We start from the raw sequence: 15,181 nt of genomic DNA on the forward strand, positions 1-15,181 counted from the left end.
GTAGGCTGCCGTGGCGCTCCTGTCGTGAAATGTGCGGTACGTGGTTCGAAGACCCACCACCGGGATAAACCCGAGCGCTTTTCTCATAGTATTGGAACACACATACAATATTAATGCGACCCGGCTCGGCGGTATACGTGTGACGATGACTGAGATAGACATCGAGCCCGCTGAGACCGTCGACGCGCGCGGGGCAGCGTGCCCGGGACCGCTGATGGACCTGATCGGTGCGATACGGAGCGCCGAGTCAGGTGCCGTCGTGTGCCTGCTGAGCGACACCGAACAGTCGCTGACGGACGTGCCCGAGTGGACCGACGAGGCCGGGTACGAACTGCTCGCGACCGAGGAGCGCGACGACCACTACGAGTTCTACGTGGAGAAGGCATGACCGAGCGCATCGTCATCGTCGGCGGCGGCACCGGCGGCACTGTCCTCGCAAACGACCTCGCGGACCGACTCGGCGCGGCGATCGACGCGGGCGACGTCGAGGTAACGTTGGTGAACGACGACCCGGACCACGTGTACAAGCCGGTGTGGCTGTACGTCCCCTTCGGCCAGCGTGAGCCCGAAGACGGACGCCGGCGACTGCGGGAACTCGTCGACGACCGGATCGAGGTCCGGATCGATCGCGTCACGGAAATCGACACCGACGCCGAGCGCCTCCGCTACCGCGACGCCGCGGTTCCGGTCGACTACGACTACCTCGTACTCGCGACCGGATCGACGCTCGCACCCGAAACGGTTCCCGGCCTCGAAGCGGGCGGGTACGACTATTACAGCGAGTCGGGGGCCAAAGCGCTCCGGGAGGAACTGCTGTCGTTCACCGAGGGCGACCTCGTCCTGAGCGTCGTCGGGACGCCACACATGTGCCCGGCGGCACCGCTTGAGTTCGTGTTCATGGCCGACGACTGGTTCCGCGAGCGCGGGCTCCGGGACGAGGTCGACATCACGTACACGTATCCCATCCAGCGCGTCCACGGCAACCCCCACATCGCCGAGTGGGCCCGTCCGCTGATGGACGAACGCGACATCTCGGTTGAGACGTTCTTCAACGCCGAGTCGGTCGATCCGGACGGGACGATCACGTCGATGGAGGGGGTCGACCTCGACTACGATCTGCTCGTGTCCATTCCGCCCCATCGTGGTATCGACCTGATCGAGAAGGCAGGACTCGGCGACGACGGTTGGGTCGACGTCGACAAGCACACGCTCGAAGCCGAGGCCGCCGAAAACGTCTACGCACTCGGAGACACGGCCGACACCGGCGTCCCGAACGCCGGAAGCGTCGCCCACTACCAGGCCGGCGTCGTCGGCCAGCGGATCGCAAGCGAGATCCGGGGACGCCCGGCGACGGCCACGTACGACGGGAAGACGCTGTGTTTCATCGAGACGGGGATGGACGCGGCGTCGTTCGTCGAGTTCGACTACGAGAGTCCGCCGTCGCCGGCACCGCCGTCCGAGAAACTCCACTGGTCGAAACTGGCGTACAACGAGTCCTACTGGCTCACCGCGCGGGGGCTCCTCTGACCATGTCCGAGGAGATTCCATCGGGGCAGCCGGAACTCGAGGCGGCCATCGAGGAGAACCCCGAAGCGGTCGCGGACCTCGTCCGACGACTCGACGCAGTCAACGAACGACTGGACGTACTCGCTCTCGGTGAGAGCGCCCTCAGCGACGAGATGGTTCGGGAACTCGCTGACACGGGCTCTACGCTTGCCGAATCGGCCGACGGACTCGCCACCGACGAGACCGTTGCACTGGCCGAGACGATCGGGGAAAACGGTGGGGAACTCCGGGCGGCGATAGAGTCGCTCGTCGTCCTACAGCAGAGCGGAACGCTGGAGACGGTAGTCGAGATGGCCGAAGTGGTGTCACTAGTGACGGCGGCACTCGACGACGAGATGGTCCGGTCGCTGGCTGGGACTGGGTCCGCCCTCGGCGAAGTCGCCCAGACCGCTGGGGAGGACGACGCACGAAACGGTATCGAGACCATGTTGGAAAGTGTCAGTGCGGCCGAGCGGGAGACGCCCGAGCGGGTCGGTCCCGTCGGACTGCTCAAAGCGTCACGTGATCCGGACGTCCAGCGCGGCCTCGGCTATCTGCTTGCGATAGCGCGGTCGATCGGCCGGTCCCAGACCGAGTGACAACCGGTCTCGCCGGTTTCGCGGTCGGTGCTACAGATTTCGGTTACTCCTCGGAGAGAGATCTCCGACGGCCTCGTCTAGACCCTCGAAGAAGCGATAGGCGTCGGCGGCGGCGTCGATTACTTCCGTTTCTTCCGTAGCTCCTCTGCCCGGAGTTCCCCCTTCGCGTGCCACGTGCGGGGGCGACACGCCACGACGAGTGCGGTGCCATAGAACACCGCGACGACACCGATGATAGCGCTGCCCGGGATCATCCCGATAGCCGCAGACGAGATCCACGACTCGGTCGAGAAGGCCGTGATCCGAATCAGCCAGGCGACCAGCAGGACGGCGAACAGCGGGAGGTACACACGCCGCAGTCGGTGCGCTATGGCCTCTTCCGCCGTTATCTTCAGGGTTGGCGTCCGGTAGTCTTCGCCGAGAGACGCACGCCAGTCTTCGTCTTCGACGCCGCTCGCGGGATCGAGGCCATACGCCCAGACGTTTTCCTGAATCGTTCGAACCCGCGTCCGCCAGATATCGTACCCACGGTAGCGGCGTGACTCGATGACGAGGAAGACCGTGAGCGTCGCGATACCCACGAGGATGATGTAGTGGGGGTTGTCGGGACTGGAGAACGCCCACGTGATGAGCGCCGCGATGACGATGACCGCCCAGTTAGTGGTGCGGTCGAGGCGTTCACGCCAGAGTTTCATCCGATGGATTTCGCCACGATAGAGGTGGGCCATCGCAGAACTCGGCCCCATATCCTCGTCGAGCATCCCGGCACCGACGTGTGGTGACGCCGCCGCGGCTTGCTCACCGTCTGTCTCGTCAGTCGAAGATGCAGTCATCCTTGGTTCCCTGTAGCGCTATTCGTCATCGGCCGCCGGAAGGGCATCTAGAACCCGCTCGAAGCGTGCACGAACCTCGTCCGCAACCGCGTCGAGGGCCGCCCCCTCGACGGCGCCGAGGAGCACGTGCGGGTCGACGGCGCTGACGCCGACCGTTCCGTCGTCCTCCTCGTAGACGATGACGTTACACGGCAAGAGCGCGCCGAGACGCAGTTCCGTCTCGAGTCCCTCGTGCGCCAGCGAGGGGTTGCAGGCACCGAGAATGCGATAGCGCCGGAACTGGTCGTCCAGATCGAGTTTCTCCGCGAACGTCGCTCGAACGTCGATATCGCACAAGACGCCGAATCCTTCGTCTTCGAGGGCCGCAGTCGTCTGGTCGACGACGTCGTCGAACTCGCCGGCCACGGCCTTGTCTATGGTATAGGGCATACTATACAATTCTCTTGGAAGGTCTTATGGGTTGTGTTCAGTTCGTGGGCGCTCTCGTGGTCATCGGGTCAGACGAGGAGTTGAATATCGGCTTCAGCCATGTCCTGTATCGCGGTCGCCGCACCGACGCCGGTAGTGACGCCGTCGTAGAAGTCGTCCTCGTCGTAGTCCATCAGTTCGATGGTCATCTGACAGGCCTGGAACTCGACTCCCATGTCGAGGCTCGTCTCGATGAGTTCCTCGATGGTCGCCGTGTCGTTGTCGTCGATTCGCTTCGCCATCATCTTCGTCGTCATCCGGTCCATCCCGGGAAGAGCGGCCAGTGCATTCGGGATGGGCATGTTGGGGTTGCCGACCGAACTCAGTTTGAGGTGCTTCGACCGCTCTTCGTGGAGAATGTCCAGTCCCCAGAACGTGTGGAAGACGGTCACCTCGTAGCCGAAGGCTGCGGCCGTACTCGCGAGGATGAGTGGGGGATACGCCATATCCAGCGTCCCCTTCGTCGCGATGATCGACATCTTCTGTGTGTCGTCCTCGCTCTCGGTCCGTGCCTCGGCTAGCTGTTCCTCTAGTTGCTCGACGCGCGTAGCCAACTCCGCGCGTGACGGCGCGTCGTCGACGGCTGCGTCCTGTGTGTCGGTACTCATCGGTGTCGAATCACTCCGTCACGCGGACGTAGTGCTTGTAGACGCCGTCACCCTCCGCTTGTTCGAGCAGTTCGACGCCGCTGGTACCAGCAGCCCAACCGTCGATGTCACTCATGCTACCGGAGTCCGTCGCGAGCACTTCCAGAACTGCACCCGCATCGAGATCGTCAACGGCGGCCTTGGTCTTGACTACCGGCATTGGGCACGATGCACCTTTCACGTCGAGCGTCTCCGTGATATCGAATTCTGCACTCATAGTTTTGATCGCTCCGTCCATCTGTATTGGAGCTATCACACAATACCATCCGAGTGGTTAAAAGAATGTTGGTTCTTGTATATACTACGAACACTTGGCTCTCCGCCACCACCCATAAAGCGCGCTTCAGACCGTTTCCGGTGGGTGAGCATCATATTCAGTGTCTCTCGGCCGCAGAATATTGTGTGTATTGTGATTTTCTATGCAAACCCTTTTGTACATCAGTCCGGTAGGAGGGAGTGTACGATATGAACGCTGAAGACTTCCCGACACCAGATGTCGAAGTCGAAACGATCGCTCCCGAACGGTTGAAAGACCGCATCGACGCGGGCGAGGAGATCGTGCTCCTCGACGCGCGCATGCAGTCCGACTACGAGGAGTGGCGTATCGACGGCGAGACCGTCACCTCGATCAACGTCCCGTACTTCGAGTTCCTCGACGACGACATCGGCGAGGACGTCCTCGATCGCATCCCCGACGACCGCGAAGTGACCGTCCTGTGTGCGAAAGGCGGTGCCAGCGAGTACGTCGCGGGCACGCTCGCAGAGCGCGGCTACGACGTCGACCACCTCGAAGACGGCATGAACGGCTGGGCGAGCATCTACGAGACCGTCGAAGTAACTGACTACGACGGCGCCGGCACGCTCCTCCAGTATCAGCGACCGTCCTCGGGCTGTCTCGGCTACCTCGTCTACGACGACGGGGAAGCCGCGGTCATCGACCCGCTGCGTGCCTTCACCGACCGCTACCTCGAGGACGCCGAGGACCTCGGCGTCGACCTGAAATACGCGCTAGACACCCACATCCACGCCGACCACATCTCGGGCGTGCGCGACCTCGACGACGAGGGCGTCGAGGGTGTCATCCCCGAGGCCGCGGTCGACCGCGGCGTCACCTACGCCGACGAACTGGCGTCCGCAGAAGACGGCGACACGTTCCAGGTCGGCGACGTTACCGTCGAGACCGTCTACACGCCCGGTCACACCACGGGTATGACGTCGTACCTCATCGGCGACAGCCTGCTGGCGACCGGCGACGGGCTGTTCGTCGAGAGCGTCGCCCGCCCCGACCTCGAAGAGGGCGACGACGGTGCGCCGGATGCCGCGCGCATGCTCTACGAGTCCCTGCAGGAGCGTGTGCTGACGCTGCCCGACGACACGCTGATCGGAGGTGCCCACTTCAGCGACGCCGCCGAGCCCGCCGCCGACGGCACCTACACGGCACCCATCGGCCGGCTCGTCGAGGAGATGGACGCGCTCACGATGGACGAACAGGCGTTCGTCGACCTGATCCTCTCGGACATGCCGCCGCGGCCAGCCAACTACGAGGACATCATCGCGACGAACCTCGGGCAGAACGCCGTCGACGACGACGAGGCGTTCACCCTCGAACTCGGGCCGAACAACTGCGCCGCGAGCCAGGACTCGCTCGCGGGTGACTGACATCGCCGATGGAGACTGAGCTACTCGTCCTACAGCTGGCCGCCGAGCTGTTCCCCAACGGGATCAGTCGCTACGCTATCGGCGGCCTGCTGGTCGGGCTCGGTGCAGTCGTGATCTACGTCGGAACGGGCATCCCGGCGGGCGCGAGCACGTTCCTCGAGTCGACGCTGTCGTACGTTTCAGACCAGTCGCGGTTCCAGCAGTACGTCAGCTCACGTGACTGGCGCGTCGTGTTCACGCTCGGCATCGTCCTCGGTGCGGCAGCGTTCGCGGCGACGGTCCAATCCGGCGTCATCACGACGTCGCTCTACGAGCCCGGAACGACCGGCCAACTGTATGAGATCGCCGGCGTGACGCTCTGGACGACTGACGTCCAGCCGTGGCGGCTGTTCTTCGGTGGCATTCTCGTCGGGATCGGGACCCGAATCGGGAAGGGCTGTACGTCCGGCCACGGCGTCTGTGGCGTCGGTTCGGCGTCGAAGACGTCCATCGTCGGCGTGGCGACGTTCCTGACCGTGGCTATCGGCACCGCGCAGGTCGTCGCTGCGCTGGGGGTGAGCCCATGAGCAATCGACACCCGCTGTTCAAGCCGCTGATCTTCGTCGGCGGCCTGATCTTCGGGTTCGGGCTCGGCTTCAGCCACATGGCGCGTCCGGAGGTCGTGCTGAACTTCCTCCAGTTCGAGGATTTCGGCCTGCTGTTCGTCATGTTCGGCGCGGCCATCGTCTCCGGCATCGCCTTCGCGGTGATGCCCAGGATTCGAGACACCGCACCGCTGACCGGCGACCGGTACGAACGGCGCCTGAAGCCGTTCGACCGGAACGTCCTCGTCGGCGGCGCCGTCTTCGGCGTCGGCTGGGGGCTCTCGGGCATCTGCCCGGGCGCGGCCTACGCCAGCCTCGGCGTCGGCAACGTCACCATCCTCTGGGCGCTCGCCGGCATGTTCGTCGGCGCGTACCTCCAGGGCTACTGGCGGAGCCGGAGCCAGACACGCGACACGGCCGCGACGGGCGCAGACTAACTCACAGCTATGGATCCCGCCCGCAGAAGCGTTCGAGGCATCTACGCACGACCTCAATCAGCAGTTCAAACGACTGTTGAGCGAAGTGACCGCTCGGGAGCAACCGGACGAAGACATCGAACCGCTCTATCATTTGAGGAACCCCGACCGTCCGTGACAGTTGTTTAACCGTGGCGACGATGTCGGTTGATGGCAGAGGGTCGAGTTTCATTCAGATAGAACGCAAGACGGGAGAGCGGACACCGCGTACAAGAGGTAGGCTTTTGTGACGGCTATTTGTCTGTTCTGCCATGCGGTGGTCCCCGCTTGCACGCAGCGAATACCGGACAGTGCTCACCTCAAAGGGAGCGTGGATACTCGCTCTCCTCGTCGTCCTTTGGGGGTTCCGACCGACCTACGCCGGGTGGGACGCGGTCGGACGAAATATCACCATCGGATACATCCAGATCGGCGTCGACCTGTTCCTCCCGATCGGTGCCCTCCTCCTGTCGTATCAGTCACTCATCGGTGAGCGAACCACTGGCAGTATCAAGTTCCTCCTCGGGTTGCCACTGACGCGGACGCAGGTCCTCTTCGGGAAGACGACTGGGCGGTTCGTGGGCGTCGGGACGGCGATCGTCGCGGCAACGCTCGTTCTCGCCGGCATCGGCCTACTCGAACACGGCACGTTCGGTCTGCTTCCCTTCCTCGGGACGCTCGTCGCGACGCTGTTACTTGCCAGCGCGATGGTCGCTGTCGGCGTGTTCGTCTCGACGGTCACTCGACGAACCGTGACTGCCGCGACAGGGGTATTCGCGTACTTCTTCGTGACGCTGTTCTGGAGTCGGATCGTCACGTCGCTCTATACTGCCGTCACCGGCATTCCGGTCAACCCATACGATGCGCCGGCGAGTGGGCCGCTCTTTCTCGCGCTTAGATTGACCCCCGATGGCGCGTACAACGTCCTAACGAACTGGTTTCTCGACGTCGGCAACTCGACAGAGCTGTTTCACATCGTCTACACCAAACTCGCTCCAGGTGTCTCTGTGAACGCTTTCGTCGTCGAGGCAGCATTCGACGGCGGCGGTCCATGGTACCTCCACCCCGCACTGAGCCTGGTCGTCCTACTCGTCTGGGTGGTGGTGCCGGTAGCTCTCGCTCGCCGTGTCTTCAACAGAGGTGACGCATTATGAGCTCGTCAGAGCCCGCAATCGAAGCCAACGCGGTGACCAAGGAGTACGACGACGTCCACGCCGTCGATAACCTCGATCTGACAGTCGAGCGCGGCGAAACGTACGGGTTTCTCGGCCCGAACGGCGCTGGCAAATCGACGACGATCGGACTGTTGCTCGATTACCTGCGACCGACTTCAGGAACGGTCCGCGTCCTCGGTCGCGATCCACGACGTGACATCGTCGAGGTTCACGACCGAGTCGGGGTGCTTCCGGATCGATTTGGCCTCTACGAGGGGCGATCCGCACGTCAGCACGTCGCGTTCGTCGCAGAGACGAAACGCGACGACGACGATCCGGCAGTACTCCTCGAACGCGTTGGACTCGGAGATGCCGTCGACGACGATGCGGGTGACTTCTCACGTGGAATGGAGCAACGGTTGGCGCTCGCGATGGCACTCGTCGGCGACCCCGAACTGCTCGTCCTGGACGAACCGTTCAGCGGCCTCGATCCACACGGCGTCCGACGGGTACGGGAAATCGTCCACGAGGAGAACCAGCGTGGTGCAACGGTGTTCTTCTCCAGTCACGTTCTCGGGCAGGTCGAACTGGTCTGTGACCGGATCGGTGTCCTCCACGAGGGGCAGTTGGTTGCCGAGGGAACGCTCGACGAACTCCGAAATCGGACTGCGTCACCCGACGACGCGACGATGGAAGACGTGTTCGTCGAACTCACCGACGCTCGTATCGACGACGAGGGCGAGCGGCGATGAAGCGCCGAACGTTCTTGACGGCGAGTACGCTGTCCATCGCTGGTCTCTCCGGGTGTGTCGGTGATACTGAATATCGAATCTCCAACACGGCGACGGAGACGTCTCTGGACCCGCTCTCGCTGTCAGTACGCCTCGCAGTCGCTGACGCGACGATCGAACAGCCGGCCGCACTCACGCTCACACTGGAGAACACGGCCGACGACCCGATTCGAATCCGTAGCTACGGCGTCTGGCCCTTCGGCGTCCTCGCACTCGCCCTGTCGCCGACGCCCGGCGAAGACACGTGGAAGACGACCCTGTTCTCTCCATCATACGAAACAACCGACCGCGTAGAAGTCGACCGTGGCGGGTCGTCGATGTCGTTGGATGGGGAGCCGATAACCCGGCCGCTCGATCCCGGCGAGAGTGTCAGCAGACGATACGAACTTCGCGGCGACGACCTCCCAAGCACAGGGACACACTACATCGTGGAGAAGTTCGATGGACGAGCCTCACGGTACTCGAGGGATGACGACTGGGAAACGCTCGAGTACCAGATCCGTCTCAGTATCGAAGAAAAACGACGATTGCCGATGTAGGAGTGGCACCTCGATACAGGGCCTGCTCCGAAACCCGAACGTTTTCGTTTCGTCTACCCGACTGCCACAGTCGAATCGACCCCACCTCTGGCGAGATGTATTCTTCCGAAAACGAGGACGCGGAGTTCTCGATGGATATCGCGGCGCTCACCCGCCCCTCCCGATCTGTACCTGATTCACGGGGGCTCGTCTTCGAGAGCTGAACTGCTGTGGACTCGGTCCGTTCGAACGTCCCCGACGCGAGCCGTGGAGACGGTGAGGAGGACCGGTCACGATCTGGCCAACGACGTCTCCGAGTCCCAGACGCAGACCGAGTACCGGCGATAGCAGAGAAATCCTGACGTCCGAGCCATCGCCACCACGTCACGAACACAACGACGATGGCCGTCGCGACCGTAACGTAGCGTCGTATCTTGACTTTCCTGCGGTAGTCTGAACGTTAGCTCTCGCTTTCGTTCGTGGAGACGCTGGTCTGGTTTGTGGTCGCGCCGTCGTCGTTCCGGTTGGCGGTCGTCTCACGGTCGTCGGTCACGTCGCGCGTGAGAGTGACGCCACCGTCTGCGGGGACGTAGATGGTGTTTTCGTTCTCTCGTAGCGCCTCGATGTAGCGCAGGTCGAGCACTTCGGGATTCTGTCGGAGCGCTTCTCCCTTGATGCGAATCTGTTCGGCCTCGGCCTCGGCTTCGATCACTTGGCGCTCCTTGTTCTTCTCGGCGACCTGAATCTCGTACTCCGCTTCCTCGATTTTCTGTTGTTTGACCTTCTTCTGTTCGATGGACTTCGCATACTCGGTCGGGAGTCGAACGTTCCGAACCTGGACGCTCTCGATGACGATACCGCTTCCCTCGGTCTCGTTCTTGAGAGCACCCTCGACGGCGAGTTTGAGTCGCGTCTGTCCCTCACCGGTGTAGATGTCCGTCACGTCGATGTTCCCTCCCTCCGTTCGCAGTACCGAGCGGACTGTTGGGCGGATAAGACGTGTTTCCGCGGTCGGGAGATTCCGATACTCTTCGTGAAAGCGTGGTGCGTCGCGAGGCGTGACGCGGTAGCGGACAGTCACGTCGACGTCGACGTGCAGGCCGTCTTGGGTGAGAACGCGGACCGAATCATCCTGGTTCGCGTTGTCGCCCTCACCGCTCTGATGACTCATCGTGTAGGTTTGCGGCCGCGTCGGAATACTGACGGTTCCCTCGACGACCGGTGTGATGAAGTGCCAGCCTGGTTCGAGAATCTTACCCGTCACTGCACCCTGGTTCTTGACGACCTTCACGTTCCCCTCGTTGACGCCTTCGAAGGCCATCACACCGCCGACCATCGAGACGAGGAGTATCAAAACGAGACCGATTACCGTGGCGGACGTAGCAAGTCCACCAATATCTAATGGAGGGCTATCGCGCATATCTCATATCGTCCTCCGAATCAGTTGCGTATAATACTGACTACTCACGTGAGATATTTCGGTAGATAACACGAAATTAACCAGCTTCCAGTTCGGGAACCGACGTACACTGCGTCCACAGTGATCGTGGGCACGACGATGCCCAACCGAAGCGGCTCCCCTTTCAGCGTCCGAAACGGATAGGAGTCGTTTCACGGACCTGTTCTGTAGTCCCCATGCCCTCCGCAAATGACGACGTTGCCATCGAAGCGATCGATCTGAAGAAGACGTCTGGCGCTGAAACTGCGCTCGATGGGGGTTCGCTAATCATCCCACCGGAACAATCGATGGCTTTCTCGGTCCGAACGGCGCCGGAAAGACGACGACGATGCGACTCCTGACTGGGCTTTCCACACCGACCTCCGGTGGGGCCCGTATCTCCGACACGTCAGTCGATAATCGGCGTGCTCTTCGAGCAGGTCGAGCAATTGCCGGCCGTTGACGCCGGCAAGGAAGCCCGGGAAGTTCTCGAGGTGGGCGTTCCGTCGGAGGGTGGGCTCGCCTGCGTCGACGACGAGCGTGTCCAGCCCGTGGCGAGCCGTGAAGACGGCTACCGAGAGGCCAGCGACGCCGCCGTCGATACCTGCAACTTCCGATGGGCTGGTTGTACTCAGTGGTCAGCTGTCCCCGTTGATGATGTCTGCGAGCCGCTGCCGGTCGAACAACTGTTCACTCTCCGAGATTTGACCATAACCAGGATACGATCCGAATTCGTCGGGGTACAGCTGCTTTGCAGCCATTTCCGTCTGGAACATGTTGATAATCGGGCCCTGATACGGAGTGCCGCCGACGTAGAGATCGTCGTTCTGGACGGCGGTCACCTCACTTCCGACTGGATGGTCCTGAAGGACCTCCCGCTGCCTTTGGATCAAGTTCTCTCCCTGGAAGTCACGATACGTGAGTCCAAAGTTGAAGATGATGACGTCCGGGTCGTACTCCAACAGTCCCTCGAAATCCACCTTGACGGAGGATTGACCGCTGTATGCGCCTTCGAAGGCGTCGACGACGTTCAAATCGCGGTATTGTTTCTTTCCCCACGTCTTTTCGACCTCCGACTTCGGATTGTAGATGACCCACCCGTCCCGGTTTTCGGGGTTGTACCGTCCGTTCACCAGCGCCAAGGACCGACGTTCGCTCTCCGGCGGCACACGCGACCGAACGTCTTCGATGAACGGTTCGTAGAGGTCAAGCAACGCGTCGCCGCGTTCCTCTTCACCAAATAGAGCGGCGTACTTCGGGATGTATTCGGACAGAGATAAATATGGATACGGTTCGCCGACCGGCCAGTAGGTCCACCCGTCGAAGCGCTTTCGTCGACTCTCGTTCCCGAACCAGGGTGCGACGTTCTCGCGAACCTCCTCCGCCTCTCCTTTATCGAGGCCGTAAATCGCGATGATGGGGTTCGGGTCGACGGCCATCAGATCTGGGTCGAGTTCGTACAACACCTCAAGATCGGTATCACGTTCCTCTGTCGTGAATTGGGCGAGGTCTTCTTTCGCGGGTACCATCACACCGTCGAGAAAGTCATAGAACCCTTGATACCAGAACCGAGGGTCAGCCATACCGACAGCACCGTCCGCTTGGCCGAGAGCGGTCAACACGTCCGCAGTGAACCCAAGACCACCAACCCACGAGGACGGTGGTTCATCGAGGGTAAGTTCACCAACCGGCGGCATCGTCGCTGTGTAGGACTTTTCATCTGTGGGCGTGCTTGTGGACTCCGGCGTCGATCCGGAGTCCGACTGACTGGCACAGCCGGCGAGCAGGCTACCACCGACGACTGCGCCGCCGTACTTGACATACTCTCTGCGCGTCGGTGCCCGACTCGTGTTAGTATCGTTACCACTCATCGGTAGACGTCTCCGTCGATGATGTCCGCCACCCGCTGGCGGTCGAACAGCTGTTCTTCTTCGGGGATCTCGGGGTACGGCCCGCCATCTGATTTCGGCCACTCGCCGAACGTCTCGGGGTAGAACTGCTTCGCGCTCATCTCCAACTGGAAGAGGTTCAGAATCGGTCCCTGATAGCGTGCGCCCTGCGGGAAGACGCGGCCGTCCTGGACTGCGGTGACTTCTGAGGCGACGGAGTGTGACTCCAGCGTCGACCGGAGGTCAGTCATACTCACGTTCGGCTGCATCCCGCTGAGGTACAGAATCACGTCCGGGTCGGCCTCCAGTAGCGCCTCGAAGTCGATGGTGGAGCCGGACTCGAACGAGCGTCCGAACGGGTCACGCGGGCCGAGCGGGCGTGTGTGTGCCGTCAGGAACCCCGGATTATCCACCCTGTACGCCCATATTTGCTTTTCGACGTCGGCGGCGGTGATCATCGCCACGGACGGCCGCTCACTCTCCGGCGGAAGGTCGGCCTCGATAGCTCCGATGACGTCTGCGTGGATGCTGGCGAGGGCTTCGTACCGCGCCTCCTCTTGGAACACCTCGGCAACCGTCTCGAACTGCTCCCACAGCCCGTAGTACTCGTAGTCGCTGGCCCACTCGCCGGTCGGCTCCTGATGACGATCGCTCAGCGAGTTCCCGAACCACGGCGCGACGTTGTCGGTCACCTCTTCGATGTCGCCCATGTCCCACTGGTCGAGTTGGACGACCCACGCGGGGTCCGCGAGGTGGACGTCGCTCTCGAGTTCGTAGAGCTGCTCCTTGCTTGGCTTCCAAGACGCGTACGCATCTGCCCAGTCGACCGAGATGCCGGGGAGTCGCTCGGTGAACTGCGCCCACGTCGCGTCGTAGTACGCCGGACCGTTGACTGCGTTGACGTCGTCGCCACGGCCGAGCGCGAACGCCATTCCGGCGTGATGTGAGAGCCGGGTGAAAATTCGCTCGGGCACCTCCTCGAACTCGACGGTGCCGACTGGCGACATCGTCACCGAATAGCTCTCGTTCTCGGTCGGTGTCGACCGGGAATCCGATTGCCCGGTACACCCGGCAAGTGCCCCGCCAGTGATGACTGCCCCGCCGTACTTCACGTACTCTCGTCGCGTCGGTGCCTCGTGTTCCGTGGCGTCGTCTGCCATGCGTTTTAGGCCCGCCTAAAGCAACATAGTGATTCCGGTTTTTAGGCCAGCCGAAAACCAATGTTCGGCGGACGGCCGCTTCGTCCGCGCGAGAGTGCCTCTGGTGGTGACTCGATCTCGCCGGCCTGTACGCCCCAGAGGGTCGCGTACATCACGCCGTGAGCGAAGTCGTTGATCGCGACGCCGCGAACCCACTGGAGCACCGCGCCGGCGACGACTGCCGTCGGTCTGGCTGGCTGGACGCACGTCGTCAGTCTCTGCTGGACTGCTGCCGTTCGTCCGTGGATCGACGGTTCGCTCCTGTGACATCAGATTTCGCCCATCTGCTCCTGCTTGCGCATCAGATAGAGGAAGTACGGGCCGCCGACGAGTCCGGTGACGATGCCGACGGGAATCTGAGTGTCGGAGCCGACGATCACGGCCATGCTGAGTCGCGCGCCGACGTCGGCGGCGACCATCAGCGCGGGACCGGCGAACACACAGCCGACGACGAGTTTCTTGTAGTCGCTCCCGACGACGTTGCGCACCATGTGCGGGACGATGAGGCCGACGAAGCCGACGATGCCCGCGACGGCGATACTCGCAGCGGCCGCGAGCACTGCGACGCCCGAGAGGGCGAACCGGACCTTCTCGACGCTCATCCCGAGCGAACTGGCAGTCCGCTCGCCGAGCAGCAGGACGTTCAGCTGTCGAGAGCTGACGAGCGCGAGCAGCATTGCCACGGCAGTCCAGGGCAACGCCATCCGCACTTGTTTCCAATCTGTACCTGTGAGCGAACCGGTGGTCCACGCTATCGCGGATTGGACGACGCCGATGTCGTCGGCAAAAAAGAATAAGGCCGTCTGGAGGCTCCCGAAGGCCGTCCCGACGATGACGCCTGCCAACACCAGCCGGACGGGCGAGGTGCCGTTCTTCCACGCGATGGCATACACGATCAGGAACGCGACCGCGCCACCGATGGAGGCGATGAGCGGCAGGAACGCGGCCAGTCCCGAGAACACGACCAGCGTCAGCAGGATCATCAACCCCGCCCCGGAGGAGACGCCGAGAATGAACGGACTCGCGAGTTCGTTCCGGGTGACTGCCTGGAAGATCGCCCCTGAAACGGCGAGGTTCATCCCGACGAGCATCCCGACGAACACGCGCGGCAGCCGGATGTTCCAGACGATGAGGCTCCGCTTGTTCATCTCGGGGATTTCCCCGCCGAGGAGCCACGCTTCCCAGGCTCGGATGTTGAGGACGACGTCCGGGTTGAACACGGCCTGCCACGCTTCAACGATACTCATCGAGAACGCGCCGAAGCTCACCTGAACGAGCCCGCCGCCGATCACGACCGCGAGACTGCCGACGATGAGCGTGAATAGCGAGCCGTCGAACCGCGAGAACCAGCGCTCGCGACGCGAGGTGGTCGAGGTGTCGGTGACTGATTCTCCGGCCATGG

At 62.5% G+C, this 15,181-nt stretch carries 17 protein-coding genes and 2 pseudogenes; 10 read left to right on the top strand and 9 right to left on the bottom strand.

The features are described 5' to 3' along the window. The first annotated feature begins 145 nt into the window (after window positions 1-145). The 3 genes from IEY28_RS11535 to IEY28_RS11545 are packed head-to-tail and all read left to right on the top strand — an operon-like array spanning window position 146 to window position 2,144. Window positions 146-388, top strand: a complete 243-nt coding sequence (locus IEY28_RS11535) for a sulfurtransferase TusA family protein (protein ID WP_188997587.1) — start codon at window positions 146-148, stop codon at window positions 386-388. Next, window positions 385-1,527, top strand: coding sequence for an NAD(P)/FAD-dependent oxidoreductase (locus tag IEY28_RS11540; protein ID WP_188997589.1), 1,143 nt, complete (start codon window positions 385-387; stop codon window positions 1,525-1,527). The genes IEY28_RS11535 and IEY28_RS11540 overlap by 4 nt, the downstream gene beginning before the upstream one ends. A gap of 2 nt (window positions 1,528-1,529) precedes the next feature. Further along, window positions 1,530-2,144, top strand: coding sequence for a DUF1641 domain-containing protein (locus IEY28_RS11545; RefSeq protein ID WP_188997591.1), 615 nt, complete (start codon window positions 1,530-1,532; stop codon window positions 2,142-2,144). A 119-nt stretch (window positions 2,145-2,263) separates the two neighbouring features. On the opposite strand, the gene IEY28_RS11550 is transcribed toward IEY28_RS11545, so the two are convergent. The 4 genes from IEY28_RS11550 to IEY28_RS11565 form a co-directional block, all read right to left on the bottom strand. After that, window positions 2,264-2,977, bottom strand: coding sequence for a DUF2270 domain-containing protein (locus IEY28_RS11550; RefSeq protein ID WP_188997593.1), 714 nt, complete (start codon window positions 2,975-2,977; stop codon window positions 2,264-2,266). 18 nt (window positions 2,978-2,995) lie between these two features. Then, the gene (locus IEY28_RS11555) at window positions 2,996-3,406 is read right to left on the bottom strand and encodes a DUF302 domain-containing protein (RefSeq protein ID WP_188997595.1); all 411 of its coding nucleotides are present in this window, start codon (window positions 3,404-3,406) and stop codon (window positions 2,996-2,998) included. A 68-nt stretch (window positions 3,407-3,474) separates the two neighbouring features. Next, entirely contained in the window at window positions 3,475-4,053 is a 579-nt protein-coding gene (locus IEY28_RS11560) for a DsrE/DsrF/DrsH-like family protein (protein ID WP_188997597.1), read from the bottom strand. Between the two features lie 10 nt (window positions 4,054-4,063). Continuing rightward, window positions 4,064-4,309: a sulfurtransferase TusA family protein gene (locus IEY28_RS11565; RefSeq protein WP_188997599.1), complete on the bottom strand. Its 246-nt coding sequence runs from the start codon at window positions 4,307-4,309 to the stop codon at window positions 4,064-4,066. A 248-nt stretch (window positions 4,310-4,557) separates the two neighbouring features. Between IEY28_RS11565 and IEY28_RS11570 the strand changes: the two genes are divergently transcribed. The 6 genes from IEY28_RS11570 (at window position 4,558) to IEY28_RS11595 (ending at window position 9,274) form a co-directional block, all read left to right on the top strand. After that, window positions 4,558-5,751 (top strand): MBL fold metallo-hydrolase, encoded by a 1,194-nt coding sequence (locus IEY28_RS11570; protein WP_188997601.1) that lies wholly within the window; start codon window positions 4,558-4,560, stop codon window positions 5,749-5,751. Between the two features lie 8 nt (window positions 5,752-5,759). Continuing rightward, the gene (locus IEY28_RS11575; protein WP_188997603.1) at window positions 5,760-6,317 is read left to right on the top strand and encodes a YeeE/YedE family protein; all 558 of its coding nucleotides are present in this window, start codon (window positions 5,760-5,762) and stop codon (window positions 6,315-6,317) included. After that, window positions 6,314-6,772, top strand: a complete 459-nt coding sequence (locus IEY28_RS11580; RefSeq protein ID WP_188997605.1) for a YeeE/YedE family protein — start codon at window positions 6,314-6,316, stop codon at window positions 6,770-6,772. The genes IEY28_RS11575 and IEY28_RS11580 overlap by 4 nt, the downstream gene beginning before the upstream one ends. A gap of 290 nt (window positions 6,773-7,062) precedes the next feature. Next, window positions 7,063-7,944 carry an ABC transporter permease gene (locus tag IEY28_RS11585; RefSeq protein ID WP_220639446.1) on the top strand — a complete coding sequence of 294 codons (882 nt, stop codon included), beginning with the start codon at window positions 7,063-7,065 and terminating at the stop codon, window positions 7,942-7,944. Next, complete coding sequence (locus IEY28_RS11590) at window positions 7,941-8,696, top strand: ABC transporter ATP-binding protein (protein ID WP_188997607.1); 756 nt, start codon at window positions 7,941-7,943, stop codon at window positions 8,694-8,696. Before IEY28_RS11585 ends, IEY28_RS11590 begins: the two co-directional genes overlap by 4 nt. Then, a complete protein-coding gene (locus tag IEY28_RS11595) occupies window positions 8,693-9,274 on the top strand; it encodes a DUF8130 domain-containing protein (protein ID WP_188997610.1) in 582 nt (193 codons plus the stop codon). Before IEY28_RS11590 ends, IEY28_RS11595 begins: the two co-directional genes overlap by 4 nt. 439 nt (window positions 9,275-9,713) lie before the next feature. Here the strand turns inward: IEY28_RS11595 and IEY28_RS11600 are convergent, their stop codons facing one another. Continuing rightward, window positions 9,714-10,607, bottom strand: coding sequence for a prohibitin family protein (locus IEY28_RS11600; RefSeq protein ID WP_188997612.1), 894 nt, complete (start codon window positions 10,605-10,607; stop codon window positions 9,714-9,716). 281 nt (window positions 10,608-10,888) lie between these two features. Between IEY28_RS11600 and IEY28_RS20985 the strand changes: the two are divergent. Further along, a pseudogene (locus IEY28_RS20985) lies at window positions 10,889-11,124 on the top strand (ATP-binding cassette domain-containing protein); the annotation flags it as partial. On the opposite strand, the pseudogene IEY28_RS20655 reads toward IEY28_RS20985, so the two are convergent. The 4 genes and pseudogenes from IEY28_RS20655 to IEY28_RS11620 form a co-directional block, all read right to left on the bottom strand. Beyond that, a pseudogene (locus IEY28_RS20655) lies at window positions 11,114-11,326 on the bottom strand (thioredoxin reductase); the annotation flags it as partial. The pseudogenes IEY28_RS20985 and IEY28_RS20655 overlap by 11 nt on opposite strands. A 3-nt stretch (window positions 11,327-11,329) precedes the next feature. Then, on the bottom strand, window positions 11,330-12,562 hold the full coding sequence (locus tag IEY28_RS11610) for an ABC transporter substrate-binding protein (protein ID WP_188997614.1): 1,233 nt from the start codon (window positions 12,560-12,562) through the stop codon (window positions 11,330-11,332). Further along, window positions 12,559-13,740, bottom strand: a complete 1,182-nt coding sequence (locus tag IEY28_RS11615; RefSeq protein WP_188997616.1) for an ABC transporter substrate-binding protein — start codon at window positions 13,738-13,740, stop codon at window positions 12,559-12,561. Before IEY28_RS11615 ends, IEY28_RS11610 begins: the two co-directional genes overlap by 4 nt. A 308-nt stretch (window positions 13,741-14,048) precedes the next feature. Further along, the gene (locus IEY28_RS11620) at window positions 14,049-15,179 is read right to left on the bottom strand and encodes a FecCD family ABC transporter permease (RefSeq protein WP_188997619.1); all 1,131 of its coding nucleotides are present in this window, start codon (window positions 15,177-15,179) and stop codon (window positions 14,049-14,051) included. Window positions 15,180-15,181 lie beyond the last annotated feature (2 nt).

The organism is Haloarcula pellucida (assembly GCF_014647235.1).
Lineage (GTDB): Archaea > Halobacteriota > Halobacteria > Halobacteriales > Haloarculaceae > Haloarcula > Haloarcula pellucida.

Coding starts and splice junctions, on each gene's coding strand:
- IEY28_RS11610 (WP_188997614.1), bottom strand. CDS start 12,562: ATGAGTGGTAACGATACTAACACGAGTCGGGCACCGACGCGCAGAGAG.
- IEY28_RS11545 (WP_188997591.1), top strand. CDS start 1,530: ATGTCCGAGGAGATTCCATCGGGGCAGCCGGAACTCGAGGCGGCCATC.
- IEY28_RS11555 (WP_188997595.1), bottom strand. CDS start 3,406: ATGCCCTATACCATAGACAAGGCCGTGGCCGGCGAGTTCGACGACGTC.
- IEY28_RS11615 (WP_188997616.1), bottom strand. CDS start 13,740: ATGGCAGACGACGCCACGGAACACGAGGCACCGACGCGACGAGAGTAC.
- IEY28_RS11575 (WP_188997603.1), top strand. CDS start 5,760: ATGGAGACTGAGCTACTCGTCCTACAGCTGGCCGCCGAGCTGTTCCCC.
- IEY28_RS11560 (WP_188997597.1), bottom strand. CDS start 4,053: ATGAGTACCGACACACAGGACGCAGCCGTCGACGACGCGCCGTCACGC.
- IEY28_RS11595 (WP_188997610.1), top strand. CDS start 8,693: ATGAAGCGCCGAACGTTCTTGACGGCGAGTACGCTGTCCATCGCTGGT.
- IEY28_RS11565 (WP_188997599.1), bottom strand. CDS start 4,309: ATGAGTGCAGAATTCGATATCACGGAGACGCTCGACGTGAAAGGTGCA.
- IEY28_RS11620 (WP_188997619.1), bottom strand. CDS start 15,179: ATGGCCGGAGAATCAGTCACCGACACCTCGACCACCTCGCGTCGCGAG.
- IEY28_RS11585 (WP_220639446.1), top strand. CDS start 7,063: ATGCGGTGGTCCCCGCTTGCACGCAGCGAATACCGGACAGTGCTCACC.
- IEY28_RS11570 (WP_188997601.1), top strand. CDS start 4,558: ATGAACGCTGAAGACTTCCCGACACCAGATGTCGAAGTCGAAACGATC.
- IEY28_RS11535 (WP_188997587.1), top strand. CDS start 146: ATGACTGAGATAGACATCGAGCCCGCTGAGACCGTCGACGCGCGCGGG.
- IEY28_RS11580 (WP_188997605.1), top strand. CDS start 6,314: ATGAGCAATCGACACCCGCTGTTCAAGCCGCTGATCTTCGTCGGCGGC.
- IEY28_RS11540 (WP_188997589.1), top strand. CDS start 385: ATGACCGAGCGCATCGTCATCGTCGGCGGCGGCACCGGCGGCACTGTC.
- IEY28_RS11550 (WP_188997593.1), bottom strand. CDS start 2,977: ATGACTGCATCTTCGACTGACGAGACAGACGGTGAGCAAGCCGCGGCG.
- IEY28_RS11590 (WP_188997607.1), top strand. CDS start 7,941: ATGAGCTCGTCAGAGCCCGCAATCGAAGCCAACGCGGTGACCAAGGAG.